This window comes from Streptomyces sp. NPDC005435 (assembly GCF_040703155.1).
Classification (GTDB): domain Bacteria; phylum Actinomycetota; class Actinomycetes; order Streptomycetales; family Streptomycetaceae; genus Streptomyces.
Genome location: NZ_JBEXEQ010000004.1, coordinates 236,604 through 251,970, shown reverse-complemented (window position 1 = coordinate 251,970; position 15,367 = coordinate 236,604). Strand labels below are relative to the sequence as shown.

15 protein-coding genes and 1 tRNA gene are annotated in these 15,367 nt (G+C 74.7%); 6 read left to right on the top strand and 10 right to left on the bottom strand.

What is annotated here, in order from left to right; genetic code table 11:
• Nucleotides 1–373: 373 nt before the first annotated feature.
• The gene (locus AB0898_RS07485) at nucleotides 374–1,588 is read left to right on the top strand and encodes a M6 family metalloprotease domain-containing protein (protein ID WP_366801930.1); all 1,215 of its coding nucleotides are present in this window, start codon (nucleotides 374–376) and stop codon (nucleotides 1,586–1,588) included.
• Between the two features lie 73 nt (nucleotides 1,589–1,661).
• On the opposite strand, the gene AB0898_RS07480 is transcribed toward AB0898_RS07485, so the two are convergent.
• The 7 genes from AB0898_RS07480 to AB0898_RS07450 all read right to left on the bottom strand — a co-directional run bounded on the left by AB0898_RS07480 (nucleotide 1,662) and on the right by AB0898_RS07450 (nucleotide 7,902).
• Nucleotides 1,662–1,735 (bottom strand) — tRNA-Lys (locus AB0898_RS07480).
• Nucleotides 1,726–2,298: a bifunctional DNA primase/polymerase gene (locus AB0898_RS07475; RefSeq protein ID WP_366801871.1), complete on the bottom strand. Its 573-nt coding sequence runs from the start codon at nucleotides 2,296–2,298 to the stop codon at nucleotides 1,726–1,728. The genes AB0898_RS07480 and AB0898_RS07475 overlap by 10 nt, the downstream gene beginning before the upstream one ends.
• Nucleotides 2,299–2,431: 133 nt before the next feature.
• Nucleotides 2,432–2,803 (bottom strand): hypothetical protein, encoded by a 372-nt coding sequence (locus AB0898_RS07470; RefSeq protein ID WP_362386752.1) that lies wholly within the window; start codon nucleotides 2,801–2,803, stop codon nucleotides 2,432–2,434.
• A 147-nt stretch (nucleotides 2,804–2,950) separates the two neighbouring features.
• A complete protein-coding gene (locus tag AB0898_RS07465; RefSeq protein WP_366801870.1) occupies nucleotides 2,951–4,288 on the bottom strand; it encodes an AAA domain-containing protein in 1,338 nt (445 codons plus the stop codon).
• Nucleotides 4,285–5,877: a hypothetical protein gene (locus AB0898_RS07460; protein WP_366801869.1), complete on the bottom strand. Its 1,593-nt coding sequence runs from the start codon at nucleotides 5,875–5,877 to the stop codon at nucleotides 4,285–4,287. Before AB0898_RS07460 ends, AB0898_RS07465 begins: the two co-directional genes overlap by 4 nt.
• The gene (locus AB0898_RS07455; RefSeq protein ID WP_366801929.1) at nucleotides 5,868–7,028 is read right to left on the bottom strand and encodes a hypothetical protein; all 1,161 of its coding nucleotides are present in this window, start codon (nucleotides 7,026–7,028) and stop codon (nucleotides 5,868–5,870) included. The genes AB0898_RS07460 and AB0898_RS07455 overlap by 10 nt, the downstream gene beginning before the upstream one ends.
• Nucleotides 6,961–7,902 (bottom strand): phosphatase PAP2 family protein, encoded by a 942-nt coding sequence (locus AB0898_RS07450; RefSeq protein ID WP_366801868.1) that lies wholly within the window; start codon nucleotides 7,900–7,902, stop codon nucleotides 6,961–6,963. The genes AB0898_RS07455 and AB0898_RS07450 overlap by 68 nt, the downstream gene beginning before the upstream one ends.
• A gap of 220 nt (nucleotides 7,903–8,122) precedes the next feature.
• Here AB0898_RS07450 and AB0898_RS07445 point away from each other — a divergent pair, with 220 nt between their 5' ends.
• Nucleotides 8,123–8,719 (top strand): histidine phosphatase family protein, encoded by a 597-nt coding sequence (locus AB0898_RS07445; protein ID WP_366801867.1) that lies wholly within the window; start codon nucleotides 8,123–8,125, stop codon nucleotides 8,717–8,719.
• A gap of 97 nt (nucleotides 8,720–8,816) precedes the next feature.
• Here AB0898_RS07445 and AB0898_RS07440 read toward each other — a convergent pair whose 3' ends face one another.
• On the bottom strand, nucleotides 8,817–10,292 hold the full coding sequence (locus tag AB0898_RS07440) for a hypothetical protein (protein WP_366801866.1): 1,476 nt from the start codon (nucleotides 10,290–10,292) through the stop codon (nucleotides 8,817–8,819).
• 263 nt (nucleotides 10,293–10,555) lie between these two features.
• Between AB0898_RS07440 and AB0898_RS07435 the strand changes: the two genes are divergently transcribed.
• Both AB0898_RS07435 and AB0898_RS07430 read left to right on the top strand, forming a co-directional pair.
• On the top strand, nucleotides 10,556–10,963 hold the full coding sequence (locus AB0898_RS07435) for a hypothetical protein (RefSeq protein ID WP_366801865.1): 408 nt from the start codon (nucleotides 10,556–10,558) through the stop codon (nucleotides 10,961–10,963).
• A gap of 219 nt (nucleotides 10,964–11,182) precedes the next feature.
• Nucleotides 11,183–12,055 (top strand): fused MFS/spermidine synthase, encoded by an 873-nt coding sequence (locus AB0898_RS07430; protein WP_366801864.1) that lies wholly within the window; start codon nucleotides 11,183–11,185, stop codon nucleotides 12,053–12,055.
• A gap of 18 nt (nucleotides 12,056–12,073) precedes the next feature.
• Here the strand turns inward: AB0898_RS07430 and AB0898_RS07425 are convergent, their stop codons facing one another.
• Both AB0898_RS07425 and AB0898_RS07420 read right to left on the bottom strand, forming a co-directional pair.
• A complete protein-coding gene (locus AB0898_RS07425) occupies nucleotides 12,074–12,283 on the bottom strand; it encodes a hypothetical protein (RefSeq protein WP_366801863.1) in 210 nt (69 codons plus the stop codon).
• Nucleotides 12,284–12,485: 202 nt separating this feature from the next.
• On the bottom strand, nucleotides 12,486–13,031 hold the full coding sequence (locus AB0898_RS07420; RefSeq protein WP_366801862.1) for a hypothetical protein: 546 nt from the start codon (nucleotides 13,029–13,031) through the stop codon (nucleotides 12,486–12,488).
• 111 nt (nucleotides 13,032–13,142) lie between these two features.
• Here AB0898_RS07420 and AB0898_RS07415 point away from each other — a divergent pair, with 111 nt between their 5' ends.
• Nucleotides 13,143–13,850, top strand: a complete 708-nt coding sequence (locus AB0898_RS07415; protein WP_366801861.1) for a response regulator transcription factor — start codon at nucleotides 13,143–13,145, stop codon at nucleotides 13,848–13,850.
• A complete protein-coding gene (locus AB0898_RS07410) occupies nucleotides 13,847–15,223 on the top strand; it encodes a HAMP domain-containing sensor histidine kinase (protein ID WP_366801860.1) in 1,377 nt (458 codons plus the stop codon). Before AB0898_RS07415 ends, AB0898_RS07410 begins: the two co-directional genes overlap by 4 nt.
• Nucleotides 15,224–15,367: the final 144 nt, after the last annotated feature.

Here is a 15,367-nt window from a genome sequence, read left to right as displayed (position 1 = left end):
CTCGCTCCCGCAGTGCACTCGATCGTTGTCCGTCGTTGTCCGTGCCGGAAAGTGTGCCGATCATAGAGGCTGGTACCGGGGCCTTCCAGCCGCTCTCCAGTCTCCCCGGCGGACCCCAGGTTCCGACAGATCGTTTCTGCTCGCACCTGGACGGGTTCTTCAGGCCTCCGACCGGTTGTGACGTTGCGTGAGTGATTCGGGGTGTCGTCCGCCGGTGCACTCCGGCGCGCGAACGGGCGCATTCACCCTTCCGGTTCAGATAAACAGGGCATCTCCTGACAAACCGCCACAGGCTGGATTCGGTGTCCCCTGAACCGCGTCCGGAGGTCTGTCCGTGCCCAACCTGCGCAGTGCCGCCGCCGTGGCCACCACGATGTCGGCGCTCGCCGCGACCTCGATCCTCGGCGGCCCCTCCGTCGCCGAACCCTTCTCCCCGGCACCCTGCGCCCTGCACCGCACCGCCGCCCACCACTCCGAGGGCGCGGACACCTGGAACCCCGCCTACGCCCGCCCCCTCGGCACCCGGAACGCCGTCCTGGTCTTCCTGTCCTTCCCGGACGCCGTCCCGCACACCACGCCCGCCCAGCTGACGGCCGACCACTTCCCGGAGACCAGCGACTTCTACACCCGCGCCTCCTACGGCCGCTTCACCCTGCGCCCGCACCCGCTGAACCGCTGGCTGCGGATGCCGCGCCCTTCCACGTCGTACGCCATGAAGCGGGACTGGGCCGCCGCCGACCGGTCCGCCTATCTGCGCGACGCGTTCGCCGTCGCCGACAAGGCGGTGGACTTCTCCCGCTACGACGTCGTCTACCTCGTCGCCGACCCGGACGCGCCCGGCGTGGACTCCGACGCGACGAAGGTCGTCAACCTGGACACGCCTGTACGGCTGGACGGCAAGGACGTACGCCGGGTCGTCACCGTCTTCGAGCGGCATCCGCCGGACCGGCTGGTCCTGGCCCACGAGACCGGCCATGTCTTCGACCTGCCCGACCTCTATCACCGCCCCCTGGACGACAAGGGTGACTGGGACACCTATGTGGGCGACTGGGATCTGATGGGCAGTCAGTTCGGGCTCTCCTCCGACCTGTTCGCCTGGCACAAGTGGCGTCTCGGCTGGCTGGACCCGCGCCAGGTGACGTGCGTACGGGGTGCCGGCCCGACCCGGCTCACCCTGGAGCCGCTGGAGGCCGGGCCCGGGGTGCCGGTGCCGGGCGCGGCCGGGGCGCCGGCCTTCGGGCTCGGGCGCGGTACGAAGCTCGCGGTCGTACGCACCGGGCCGGACAGCGCGCTGGCCTTCGAGGCGCGCGCCTCCGCCGGGAACGACGCCTCGGGGTGCCGTGAGGGCGTCCTCGTCTACCGGGTCCACGCCGGAGCCGAGTCCGGCGACGGACCCATCGAGGTGATCGACACCCACCCGCACACCTCGGCCTGCTGGGAGAACTCCGTCTACCCGCCGCTCGCCGACGCGCCGCTGTCGGCGGGGGAGAGCTTCACCGTGCCGGGGGACGGGGTGCGGGTGGAGGTGGAGGAGCGGACGGCGTCGGGGGCGTGGACGGTGTCGATCACGCCGGGTGTGACGGGGTGAGGGGCGTGTCCGCGCGGAGGTGCCGGAACGCGGTCAGGCCCCCCGCTCGCGCGAGGGGCCTGACCGTTGTCTGTGCGCCGCCAGGGACTCGAACCCCGGACCCGCTGATTAAGAGTCAGCTGCTCTAACCAACTGAGCTAGCGGCGCCTGCTGACGTCGTAGACCTTAGCATCCTGGTCGGCGGGAGGAAAAATCGATATCCGCACCGCCGCGCGGGCCGCCCGGACCGCCGCCCAGAGCACCACCTCGGGTCCTGGCAGCCACGGCTGCCGGGTGTCCGGCGCCACCAGCCAGCGGGAGCCGGCCGGGCCGGAGGAGTCCTCGCCGTGCAGCGCCGGGACGGTCACCGCGTCCCCGGTGCCGTGGCACAGCAGCGGCGGTACGGCATGGGTGCGCGGGCCCCACTCCTCCCAGGCCAGCAGGGAGGGCAGCCGCTGGGCCGTACCCGGCGCGGCGAACAGCAGCGTCCGGCCCCGGTGCACCGCGACGGGCCCCGACCCCGGGCCCTCGCCCCACAGCCGGTCCAGCATCCGGCGCCCGAAGATCGCCGGGGCGCTCACCACGTCGAACACGCTCCCGCAGGGCAGTACGACCGGGGCGCCCGGCCGCTCCTCCCACAGCGCGAGCGTGCTGCGCGGATACGTTCCGGCGGAGGCGAGCCACGCGGCGCCGTCGGCGGTGGCTGCGGTGACGTTCGGTGCGCTGCTCATACCGACAGGTCTACCGGGGGTGAGCACCCGCTTCCCCTGGGTTGCGGAAAATAGGGACAGGGGGGTGCGGGAGGGGGTATCTTGCCCGCTCGGCATATGCCAGACGGGTGGACGCGTCGCGTGCCGGCGGGCGTCAGCGGGGGTCGACGGGCGTGCGCCCCTCCGTCTCGGCTCCGCGCATGAGGTCCCGCCCGAACTCCACCATTCTCTTGGCGTAGTCCTCGGTCCACTCCGCGCGCTCGGCGATGTCCGCCGAGGTCAGCCGGTCGAACCGGCGCGGGTCGGCGAGCTGGGCCGCCGCGATCGCCTGGAACTCCATCGCGCGGTCGGCCGCCGCGCGAAACGCCTGGGTCAGCTCCGTCGCCCTCGTCAGCAGCGTCCGCGGATCCTCGATCGACTCCAGATCGAAGAAGTGCTCCGGGTCGCCTGCCGCCTCGGCGGGCTCGAAGAGCAGGGGCGCGGGGCGTAGCCGCGGTTCGTTCCGACGCGGCGTGGGCTCCGCCATGTCCACATCTCCTCCTCTGCGTGTCCGGCCCCCCTCGGGGTGGGCCACCGTCCATTGTCCCGCGCGGACGCAAGGGGACGTACTGGCCCATGCCTACCCGGTGCCGCGCCCGCTCATGGCTGTCGGCTCACCCGACCCTCCACTCGCTCATGGCTTCCAGCTCACCCGGTGTTCCGCCAGGTGCGCCAGGACGGCGTGGTTCGCTTCCCAGCCATCTGGAAACTTCACCAGGGTGCCCAGCTGGACCGGTTCCGTGGAGGGGTAGTCGTCCAGGAGGGTGTCGACTCCGGCGCGGCAGACGACGACGCAGGCGTGGCGGTGGCGGGAGGCGAGGACGCAGAGGCGGCCGGTCTCCAGGTGGAAGGCGGTGGCGTCGGGGCGGCCGGAGAGGGGGTGGAGGACGACGGTGACGTCGTACTCGCGGCCCTGGAGGCGGTTGGCCGTGTCGACCGTGACCCCCACCACGCCGAGGTCGGCAAGGGCGGCGCGGATCGCCGCCGCCTGGTCGCGGTGGGCGGTGCCGACGGCCACGCGGGACGCGGTCAGGGGCGTCGGGTCCGGGGAGCGTTCCGAGAGGGCCGCGCCGCCTCGGTCCAGCAGGCGGCGTACGACCAGGGCCACCGCCCGTACCGCCTCCGGGTCGGTGCGCGGGGTGTGGCGGGGCGGGAGTTCCAGCAGGCCCCAGCCGGATTCCGCCGCCTCGTCGATCACGCGGTCCGGGCCCGAGCCGTCGGAGGGCACCGCGAAGGTCAGGCGCCGGTCGCCGTGGCCGGTGCCGCTGCGGAACGGGGTGTACGGGTAGAACGCGGCCGAGACCAGCGGGGCAGCCGAGGCCGGCAGCCGCCAGGAGACCGGCAGGCGGTGCTGCGGCAGCCGGGGGTTGTGCGCGAGCAGCGTGCTCACCGCCGAGGCCGACGGGTCGTACGACAGGCCCGCCCACTGGTCGCCGCCCACGATCGAGAACGGGTCCAGCTGACCCGGGTCGCCCACGAAAAGGGCCCGCTCGAACAGGCCCGCCACGGCCAGCAGCGAGTCCGAGCGCATCTGGTACGCCTCGTCCACGATCGCGTGCCGCCACGGCTCGTCCACCGTGACGTGCGCCCACTTCGCGGCCGTGGACAGCACCACGGGGAGCCCCGCGAGGTCGGCCGCCTTCGCGGAGGCGCGCACGTTCGCCAGGGCGTCCAGCGAGCGGTCGTAGGCGTCGGCGTCGCTGCTGTGCAGACGGCCGACCGGCAGGCCGGGGTTCTTCTCCGCGAGCCGCAGGACCAGGTCGTCCACCTGCGCGTTGGTCTGCGCCACCACCATCAACGGGCGCCCCGCGTCCGCGAGTTCGAGCGCCGCGCGGACCACGAGCGTCGACTTGCCCGCGCCGGGCGGGGAGTCCACGACCACGCCCCGCTCGGTGCCGTGCAGGGTGTCGTGGAGGATCGCGTCCGTGGCGCGCCCGGCGGCGGTTCCCGGATCGAAGTCCACCGTGGTCACAGGACGTCCTCCTCGGTCATGGCGTCGGGCGCCTCGGTCACGGCCGCGCCCGGCGGGCCGCCGTGGGTCCACGGGGTGTCCTCCTGATCGGGCAGTTTCGGCCCGCCGCGCTGCTCGTGCTCGAAGAGCGTGAACAGCACCCGGTCGCCCTTCTCCGGCACCGAACCCGCCTCGGGCTCCTTGCCCCGGCCCATCTTGTCCATGATCCGCAGCACGAGCAGGCCCTCGTCGGGGAGGCCCTCGACGAACTCCGCCGCCTGCGGCTTGCCGTTCAGCGAGCGGTACGCCTTCGCGCGCTCCGCCGGCTGCGGCCGGTCCTCCGTGCGCACGGTCACCAGCGGGCGCGGGCTCGGCCGCTTGCCCTCGCTGTACGCCATGACGACATCGACGACCTCGCCCGCGAACGCCTCCCCGGACAGCCGCCGCCCCGCCATCACCAGCGGGTCGTCCAGTGCCTCCTGCGCGTCGAGGCGGGCCTGCTCGCGCTCGCGCGTGGCCAGCTTGTTCGCCGCCGTCACCGCGTCGTCCCGGCGCGGCTGCGGGGGCTCGCCCGCCAGTACGCGGTCCCGGTGGCCGGTGAACGACCAGCGGTCCCGTGTCCACCGCTCCTCGACACGCGCCCCCTCGGGCAGCGTCCGCAGCAGGTCCAGGCCGTCCCACACCGCGTCCCAGGTGGGCCGGGCGACCTGCTCCACCAGCTCGCGGATGCGCAGCTCGGCCCCGGTGAGGGCGGCCGTGCGGTCCTCCGCCTCCACCGGGTCCTCGGCGGCCGCGAGGACTTTGCGCGCCTGGTCGTACGCATCGATGGCCGGGGCGAGCAGGTTGTTGTCGAACGCCGGGTCCGTGGCCGGGCCGGCGGGCGGGCAGGTCAGCTGGCCCTTGCCGTCGCGCTCGCGCTCCGCGCGGAAGGCCGCCTCCGCGCCCGAGGCGCCCTCGGGCGGCGCGATCCAGGACAGCAGCGCGCCCAGATGCAGGTCCTCCATGCCGCTCTGCCCGGTCGCCCAGTGCCGGGAGAGCACGTCGGTGAGCGCGAGCAGCAGCGAGGAGCCGGGCACCCGGGCCCGCTCGCCGTAGTGGGTCAGCCAGCGGCCGAGCAGCGGCACCCGGGGCGGCGCCGGATACGGGGCCTCCGGCTCCTGCTCGGCGGTACGCCGGAAGCGCGTCGAGCGGCCCAGCAGGCGGACGTACTCCAGGCCCGCCCGGCTCGGCACGATCAACTGCGGTGCGTCCGCGCACAGGTCGACCTCGACCTTGACCCGCTTGCCGGTCTCCGGGTCGGTCTCGGTGCGCTCGGCGGCCTCCACGGCCTCGGCGTGGGAGTCGATGTACGGCAGGACGACGTCGGCCAGTTCGGCGAGGAACGCGAAGCGCAGGTCCCGGTCGCGCGGCTGGGGCACGGCCAGCAGCCTCGGCGCGTCCCGGTCGGTGCCGACCAACGCGCCGAGCGGGGCGCCCGCCTCGCCGGAGGTGGTCAGCGGCACGAACACCAGCGGACGGTCCGACAGATGCCGGTGCCGGACGGTCGCGAGCGGCTGGGCCACACCCGTGCCGACGGCCTCCAGACGGGCGAGAGCCGCGATCAGGGACACAGGGCCACCTCCCGCGCGGCCGCCGCGTGCGCGAGCGCCTCCGCGCGCAGGGCGGCGGCCCGGCGCAGCGCGGCCACCGCCGGGTCGTCCGGGTCGCCGCTCTCGCCGCGCGCCGCCGCGAGGACCTCCTCCACCGTGCGCAGACCGCCCAGTTCCGCCCGCAGGGGGCGGCCGAGCCGGGTCACCGCACCGGACGCGCGCGCACGCTCCCGGCAGTGGAAGGCCAGCTCGCAGGAGGACAGACACTCCGGCGCGTACGTCGCCGGAACCGCGTCCACGGCCGCCGCCAGCTCCTCGGCCGGACGGTCCGGCGCGAAGCAGGCACCCTCCGGCAGCTCGTCGGCGATCTCCTCGATACGGGTGAGCCGGGTCAGTTGACGCGCCGTCACCGCGCGCTGGCGGCGCACGTCCACCGCGCGCGCGGTGGGCAGGTTGGAGAAGTCCTTGGGGCACACCAGCAGCACCTCGTGCCGCACCCAGGGCGCCGGGTCGAGCCGGGCCGCGACCTCTTCGAGTGCCAGCACGTACACCGCCGCCTGGCGGGCCGCCGCGCCCACCTTCGAGGGGTCCGCCGAACCGTCCAGCATCGGGAAGGACTTGATCTCCACGACCGTCCACACCCCGTCCGGGTGCACCACCACCGCGTCCGGCTCCAGGAACGCGGGCGAACCCGCCACCTCCAGGGCGAGCATCGGATGGTCGAGCAGCGTCCAGCCGCCCGCTCCGGCCGCCTCGCGCAGCGCGATCTCCGTACGCGCCGCGCGCCCGGCGGGGCCGGAGGCGGTCAGGTCGGGGACGGCCGCGCCGGCCGGGGGCTCGGCGCCGGGGTCCAGGCGGTCGTGCGCGAGGCGCAGCAGCTCGGCGCCGCGGTCCGCCTTCACCCGGGCCTCGAACGCGTTGCCCCGGATCAGGGCGAACTGCGACTGGCCGTAGTCCGAAGGAGAGCCGAGGCCGGTCGCCAGGCGGGCCTTGTCCACCCCGGCGCCGTCCAGGATCGCGCGGCGGCGGCAGCCCGGGTTGGACGCCAGCGCCGCGAGAGCGCGGGCGTCCAGGGCCTTGGCCGGAACCTCGGGACCGCGCAGCTCAGCGAGCCGGTGCCGGAGTGCCGTCGCCCGCTCCGCTGGGGGAGGCGTCCGGTCCTGCCGGGGGATCGAGCCGAGACTCGCGCTGCCGTGGAATTCGCTCACCCGCGGAAGTCTGGCATCCGCCACTGACAACGGGGGAGAGAACACCGGCCGGAGCGGCTCCGGCGAGGCTCAGCCGCGCCTTCACCGCGTCCGCCGCGCGCATCACGTACGGCGTGAGCAGCAGCCCGGCGCCCATCACCGCCGCGCCCGCCACCGCGTCCAGCAGATAGTGGTTGGCGGTGCCCATGACCACGAGCGCGGTGAACAGCGGATAGACCACCGCGCCCGCCTTGGCCAGGGGGCCGCGGCCGTAGCGCCACAGCATCACGCCGCAGAACAGCGCCCAGCCGACGTGCAGGCTGGGCATCGCCGCGTACTGGTTCGTCATGCCGCCCATGCCGCGCGGGGCGCTCGCCTGGCCGCCCCACCAGCCGTACGAGCTGTAGTACGCCATGGTGTCGGTGAAGCCGTGGCCCGGGTGGAGCAGGCGCGGCGGGCAGGTCGGCAGCAGGGTGAAGCCGATCAGACCGATGAACGTGGACGTCATCAGCCAGGTGCGCGCCGCCCGGTACCGCAGCGCGTGCGAGCGGAACAGCCAGACGAGTATCGCGGGCGTGACCAGGTAGTGCAGCGAGGCGTACCAGAAGTCGGCGGGCACGCCGAGCCAGGGCTCGCGGGTGAACAGACGGTTGAGCGGGTGCTCGGCGTCCAGGTGCAGCAGCTGCTCTATGCGCAGGATCGCCACACCGTGGTCCACGGCCGAGGAAACATCCCCGCGCGCGAGGAGCCGGCCCGCCGAGTAGCAGCCGTAGACGAGCAGGATCAGCGGGAGCTCGGTCCACCAGCGCAGCCGGGGGCGCGGTGTCACCCCGGTGCCCCGTGTCTCGGTCCGCGACATCCGATCGCCCTCCCCCTGCCGTGCCCCTGCGCGTACGGCGCCCCCGCCGGGCGCCGTGACACTTTACGGTGTCGGCCCCCGCCCCGCGCGGACGCTTCAGCCCTGGAAGACGCGGCCGTCGCCCCCCGGGTTGCCCGCCTGGCCGGTGCGCGATGATGGAGGGACCTGGGCTGTCGTCACCCGGCGGCCACCTGGCATTCCCTTCCCGGAAAGGTCTCCCATGGCACCGCGCATCCTGCTGGCCCGGCACGGACAGACGGCATGGTCGCTGTCCGGCAAGCACACCGGCAGGACGGACATCCCCCTCCTGGAGGAGGGGCGGCGCGGCGCCAAGCTCCTCGGCGAGCGGCTGCACCGCTCCCCGCTGGACGGACTCCCGGACGCGGAGGTGCTCACCAGCCCGCTCGTGCGCGCGAGCGAGACCTGCGAACTCGCCGGCTTCGGCGAACGCGCGCGTACCTGGGACACGCTCATGGAGTGGGACTACGGCGCCTACGAGGGCCTGACCCCGGCCGAGATCCACGTCGACCGGCCCGACTGGCTGATCTGGCGCGACGGGGTGCCCGGCGGGGAGAGCGTCGCGGACGTCACCGCGCGCGCGGACGAGGTCGTCGGGTGGGCCCGCTCCGCCGACCGCGACGTCCTGGTCTTCGCCCACGGCCACATCCTGCGCTCCATCGGCGCCCGCTGGCTCGGCCTGCCCCTGGACTTCGCGGCCCGCATCCGGCTCAACCCGACCTCGCTGTCGGTGCTGGGCTGGGCCTACGGCGAACCGGCGATCGAGAACTGGAACGACGTGGGGCACCTGGTGGGCTGACGGGCCTCTACGCGCGCGGGGTCGCGGAAATCGCCGTACGCGCGCGTGCCCACCGGTCCGTACGAGGGCCCACCGGGCCGTACGGGAACCCCGCCGCTCAGGCCTGCCGGGGCCGCGGCACCGACGCGTGGCGTTCCAGGAACTCCGACACGCCGGACGCGCGCCGGTGCGGCAGCAGTACGCGCGCGGTGCCCGCGAGCATCGTCTGGACGCGGGAGGACTGCACATGGGTGAGCAGGTCCAGGACCCGCAGTCCGGCGGAGGCGGCCTCGTCGGGGCGGCCGTCGCGGGCGAGGTCGTCGGCGAGTTCGGCGGTGTACAGCGCGATGTTGCGGGAGAAGTGCGGGTCCTGGAGGTCCGCCGCGCGCCGCGCGTGCCGGGCCGCCCGCCACCAGTCGCCCAGCGTCGACCAGCACTGCGCCTCCAGGCCCTCCAGCTCGGCCTGGCCGTAGAAGCTCATCCACTCGGGGTCGGCGTCCGAGGCGCCCCGCGCGAACAGCGCCTGGGCCCGCGCCATCGCCTGGCGGCAGCCCGCGCGGTCCGCGAGCCCCGCCCAGCCGCCCGCCTCGCGCAGCGCGAGGAGCGACATCAGCCGGGGCGAGCCCAGCGGCCGCGCGGCACGCTGCGCCGCCTGCGCCGCCCGCACCGCCTCCCGGGGACGGCCCGCGTCGCGCGCGAGGAACGCGGTGTTGCAGAAGGCGTGCGCCTCCAGGGCGGCGTCGCCGGTCATCCGGGCGGTGGCCAGCGCCTCCGCGTAGTGCGAGCGGGCGTCGTCGAAGCGGCCCGAGTCGTGGGCCAGCCAGCCGACGGAGATGGCCAGTTCACCGGCGCCCGAGTGCAGCCGGTCGGCGGTGGACTGCCGGGTGGCGCCCGCGTCGAGCAGCTCGTAGGCCATGCGCAGCGGCTGGGCGGCGTGCCGGTAGAGACCGTCGGCGCCGTGCTTGTCGTCGAGCAGCCGGATGCGGCGGACGGCCTCCTCGACGGCGGCGGCCTCCGTCGTGCCGGGGCGGCGCGGAATCCCGGCCGCCGAGGCGTCCGTGGCGAGCCCCAGGGGGCCCAGCGCGGCGGCGGCCACCGTGGCGCCCCCGCCGGTCATGAATGCGCGACGCAGCACGTCGCTCTCCTCGTGGTTCAGTGGGTCGTTCTCGTCCGGCTCGTCCGGGCGGTACGGGTCGTGCGGGTCGTACGGGCGCGGCCGGTCGTACGGGTGGCCCCGCGGCTGCTCCCGCGCGGCCGGCGCCGGACCGGACCGCTCCGTGGCGGAGACGGCCGGCCGTGCCGCCCGCCCGCGGACGGCCGAGCGCGGCGCGAAACCGAGGTCGGCCAGGGTGCGGCCGGGGAACATGTGCAGGAACACCCGCTCGTACGCGTAGTTGGGACAGCGGATCTCACCCGCCTCGACCCTGCCGACATAGCGCGCGTCACAGCTCACCCGCTCCCCGATCTCGCGGGCGGCGCGCCGTACCAGCGCGGCGAACTCCGCGGGGGAACGGCGGCCGCGCAACTGCCGGAAGGCGGTGTTGGGCCGGGGCGGCCGGTCGGGCTGCGCCGAGGTCTCGGTTGACGACGCCATGGCGGTCCTCTCGTACGAACCGTCGAACCGTGCCGGAGCCGGGGCGAATTCGGGCAGAGCTGCCCGGACGACACCCTGGTTCCGGCGGGCACGAACGTACCGGCTGTGTCCGGCCCGACACGCAGTGTTTGGCTACAAAACGGATATCTCATCCACGATCTGCCATGAACTGCCATCCTTTGCGGCACACTTGCGCCGTAGCCGTTGACGGCATCGCGCGTTGTACCCCATGGACCGCAACGGGGCAGCGTGTGGAGGCGGGCATGGAGACCAGCCAGAACAACGAACCTTGTACGGCGCCGACATGGTCGAGGGCGCCGGGCGACGCGGGGTGCGACCTGGTGACGGTGCCCACCCGGCAGGGGCTCGAAGCCGTGGACATCCTGCGCAGGGGCGCGGTCGCGGCGGTCGGCCCGGTCCTGCACGACGACGGCCGCGACACCCTCGGCTTCCTGGTCCCGGCGGGCACGGCGGCGGGCTGGGACGTACCGGGCAGCACCTGCGTCCGCACCGAGGGCCGCGGCCTGCGCCTGACCCCCGAACCCCCGCCGGCGGGCTCGGACTGGCTCCTGCCCCCGGACGACGCGGGCCTCGCCACGGACCCGGCGGTCCTGCGGCACGCCCTGGGCGAGGCGGCCCGCCTGATCGAGGCGGCGGACAGCTGCCGCTGAGGGGGCGCTGCCGCTGAGCCTGGCGAGAGGGCCGATGCTCGCCGTTCGCCGGGAGACCGGGGCGGGGCGGCCGGCAGCCGCCGTTCACCGGAGGGCCGAGGCGGACCGCCGACAGCCGCCGTGAGGCCGGCGGGCCTTCGCCCAAGCACCTGAGGAGCCCCCTCCGCCCGCCCCGGACCTCGTCCGGCGGGCCCCCGGGCCGCCTGCGAGAATGGGGGGATGGGCAGGTCCAGGAACAATCGGCGCGGGGCGGCCGCCGAGGCCGTCGTGGAGGCGGTCGACGGGGGGCTGGCCGAGCTGATTCCGGACCCGGACCGCTCGCGCGCCTGGACGCTGCTGGTCGACGGCGCGCCCCAGTCGCACGTGGACCTGGACGACCCGGCGCACCTCACCTTCGAGTACCAGCGCCGCATCGGGCACGTCATCGACCTGGCCGCGCCGCCCGGCGGGCCGCTGCGCGCCGTCCACCTCGGCGGCGGCGCCCTCACCCTGGCCCGCTACGTCGCCGCGACCCGGCCCCGCGCCACCCAGCAGGTCGTGGAGCGCGACGCGGCGCTCGTCCAGCTGGTCCGCCGGGAACTGCCGCTCGACCCCGGCTCCCGGATACGGGTGCGCTCGGCCGACGCCCGCGAGGGGCTGGCGAAGGTGCCGGACGGCTGGGCCGACCTGATCGTGGCGGACGTCTTCAGCGGCGCCCGCACTCCCGCCCACCTCACCTCGACCGAGTTCCTGGACGAGGTCCGCCGCGCCCTGAGCCCGTCCGGCCGCTATGTCGCCAACCTCGCCGACGGGCCGCCGCTGACCCACCTGCGCGGCCAAATAGCCACGGCCGCCGCCCGGTTCGCGGAAATCGCCCTGATCGCCGACGCGGCGGTCCTGCGCGGCAAGCGCTTCGGCAACGCGATACTGGTCGCCGCCGACACCCCGCTCCCCATCGCCGAGCTGACCCGCCGGGCCGCCTCCGACCCCCACCCCGGCCGCGTCGAACACGGCAGCGCCCTGCTGGACTTCACCGGCGGCGCGACCCCGGTGACGGACAGCGCGGCGGTGGCGTCACCGGCGCCGCCGTCGGGGGTGTTCCGCTCCAGGTGAGGCCCGCCGTCGGTACGGTCACGGGTGCTGTGGCGGCACGGTGTACCAGTCGACGCGGCCCGATCCGTCCGTGGCCTCCAGGCGGTGGAAGATCCGCACGTACGCCTCGAACCCGCTCGGCACCAGCTCGGACACCACGTGCCCGGGACCGGGCTCCGGGCGGCCGAGCCGGTCCTTGAGCCAGGCCGGCGCGGTGCCGTCGTACGTCCAGGGCCACGTCTCCGCCATGGCGCCATTCTCGTCACCCGGCCCGACGAGACGCCCCCTAGGGGGTGTCTCCCCGATCTTCGCGGGCCCGCGACGCCTGGCACGGCACCTCGCCGCACGGCCGAATCGCCCAAGTACGTCCAGTACGAGGGCGACTCGACCGCACGCCGAGGCACCGCACCAGACGCCGCGGTCTGATCCACGAAGATCGAAGAGACACCCCCTAGTACGTCTGCACATCCACGTGCGGCGGCCCGTCGTGCCAGTCGCAGAAGACCGTCACGCGGTCCGTGCTGCGGCTGAACTCCACCCGGATCCAGGTCTCCGTCTTCCACACCTGCATCGACCAGCCGGTGCCGGGGGTCGCGGAGACGAGGGTTGCGCTCACCGGGCCCACGTCGAAGACGGCGCGGCCGCCCGGGGTGTCGTAGGGCTTCACGTCGCCGGCCGGGGCGGGGGCGGAAGGCGTGGGCGACGACGAGGGCGGCGGCGTGGGGGAGGGGGCGGCCGTACGCGCCGGGGGGCGGGACGGGGTGGGGGTCGCCGGGCGGGGGGAGCCGGCGCCGGTCCGGGGGGACGGGCGGCGGGTGGCCGGCGGGGACGGCGCGGCCGAGGCGTGGGCGGCGGCCTCGGCGGCCGTGATCGGGACGGCGCGTGGGGGGTCGTAGGCCGTTCCGGCCATGACCGTGTGCACGCCCCACCAGGAGAGGGCGACCGCCGCTCCGGTGGCGAGCAGCCACGCCAGTACGTGTACGAGTCCTCTGCGCATCGGGGCCATACTGCCTCAGCCGTCACCGGCCGCGCACCGGGCCCCAGTTGTCCACAGGGAGTTGTCCACAGGCCAGGACCCGGCTCCGCCGCATGGCGTACGGTGCGGCGCATGGCAAGTGTGCTCGTGGTCGAGGACGATCAGTTCGTCCGCTCGGCGCTCATCAGGCATCTCTCCGACGCCGCCCACACCGTTCGCAGTGTGGGCACGGCGCTCGAAGCGCTGCGCGAGGTCGCCCACTTCCGGTTCGACGTGGTCATACTCGACCTCGGACTGCCGGACCTGGACGGTTCCGAGGCGCTGAAGATGCTGCGCGGCATCACCGACGTGCCGGTGATCATCGCCACCGCGCGGGACGACGAGACGGAGATCGTCCGCCTGCTCAACGCGGGGGCGGACGACTATCTGACCAAGCCCTTCTCCGTCGAGCACCTCTCCGCCCGCATCGCCGCCGTCCTGCGCCGCGCCCGCTCCGGCGGCGGGGAGGCACCGCCCCCGGCCGTCATCCGGGTCGGCGGCCTGACCGTCGACCCGCTGCGCCGCCAGGCCGAACTGGACGGCAGCAGACTCGACCTGACGCGCCGCGAGTTCGACCTGCTCGCCTTCCTCGCGGGCCGCCCCGGTGTGGTCGTCCCGCGCAAGGAGCTGCTCGCCGAGGTCTGGCAGCAGTCGTACGGCGACGACCAGACCATCGACGTCCATCTCTCCTGGCTCAGACGCAAGTTGGGCGAGACCGCCGCCCGGCCGCGCTATCTGCACACCCTGCGCGGGGTCGGCGTGAAGCTGGAGCCGCCGCTCGCGGGGGAGTCGCCGCGATGAGATGGGCCCTGGTCAAGGTGTGCCTCGCGGTCACCACGATGGTCGTGGTCGCCTTCGCCGTGCCGCTCGGTCTGGTCGTCCAGGAGATGGCCCGCGACCGCGCGTTCTCCAACGCCGAGCGCGAGGCGGCCGCCGTCGCCCCCGCGCTGTCCATCACCACCGACCGGGACAAGCTGGAGCGGGTGGTGGCCGCCGCCGGGGTCCAGTCCGGCATGGCCGTGCACCTGCCCGCCGAGGACGGCCGCGCCGCCGTCGACCTGGGCCGCGGCCGGGCCGTCGCCCGTGACATCGAGGCCGTGCGCCGGATGGGCCGCGCCTCCACCGCCGAGGTGCCCGGCGGCTCCGCGCTGCTCCAGCCCGTGGCGCTCGGCTCCGGGGCCATCGCGGTGGTCGAGGTGTGGGTGCCGGAGGCCGAGATGAGCAACGGCGTCGGCACGGCCTGGGCGGTGCTGGCCGCCGTCGGCATCGCGCTGATCGCCGGGTCCGTCGCGGTCGCCGACCGGCTCGGGGTGCGCATGGTGCGCCCCGCGCGCCGGCTCGTGGAGGGGGCGCGCGAACTGGGCGAGGGGCACCTCGGGGCACGGGTGCCCGCGGAGGGGCCGACCGAACTCCGGCTCGCCGCCGTCGCGTTCAACTCCATGGCCGACCAGGTCGTCCAGCTCCTCGCCAACGAGCGCGAGCTGGCCGCCGACCTCTCGCACCGGCTGCGCACCCCGCTCACCGTGCTCCGGCTGAACGCGGCCTCCCTCGGCGCCGGCGCCGCCGCCGACCAGACCCGCGCCGCCGTCGCCCAGCTGGAGGGCGAGGTGGACACCATCATCCGCACCGCCCGCGAGGCCAAGCCGCAGACGGCCGCCGCAGGCCCTGGCGCGGGCTGCGACGCGGCCGAAGTGGTGCGCGAACGCATGGAGTTCTGGTCCGCGCTGGCCGAGGACGAGGGCCGCAAGTGGCGGGTCGCGGGCGCCGAGCGTCCGGTACGCGTCCCCGTCGCCCGCGCCGACCTCGCCGCCGCGCTGGACGCCCTGCTCGGCAATGTTTTCCGGCACACCACGGAGGGAACGGCTTTCGCGGTGGACGTGCACAACGCCGACGACGCGGTGATCGTGCTCGTCTCCGACGCGGGCAGCGGCATAGCCGACCCGGAGACCGCCATGGCACGCGGCCAGGGCTCCGGCACCGCGGGCTCCACGGGCCTCGGCCTGGACATAGTCCGCAGGCTGGCGGAGTCCACCGGCGGCGACGTGCGGATCGGCTCCTCGGTCCTCGGCGGCACCGAGGTGCGCATCTGGCTCCAGCTCGACGGCCGCAAGCCGGACCGGCGCGGCCACCGGGGCACGGAGCGGCGCCGCAGGCGCGCACCCGCCCTGCGCTGAGCCGCGAATCCGGCGTATTGGTCTCGACCTTTAACCGCTCCCGATCTCTTCCTTAAGCGCACCCTAAGGTCTCGAACTCCCGTCCCTATCAAGTCAATTGCCCGATTGCTCATCGGTAGCGTCTGCCTCACCACCCCCCACCCC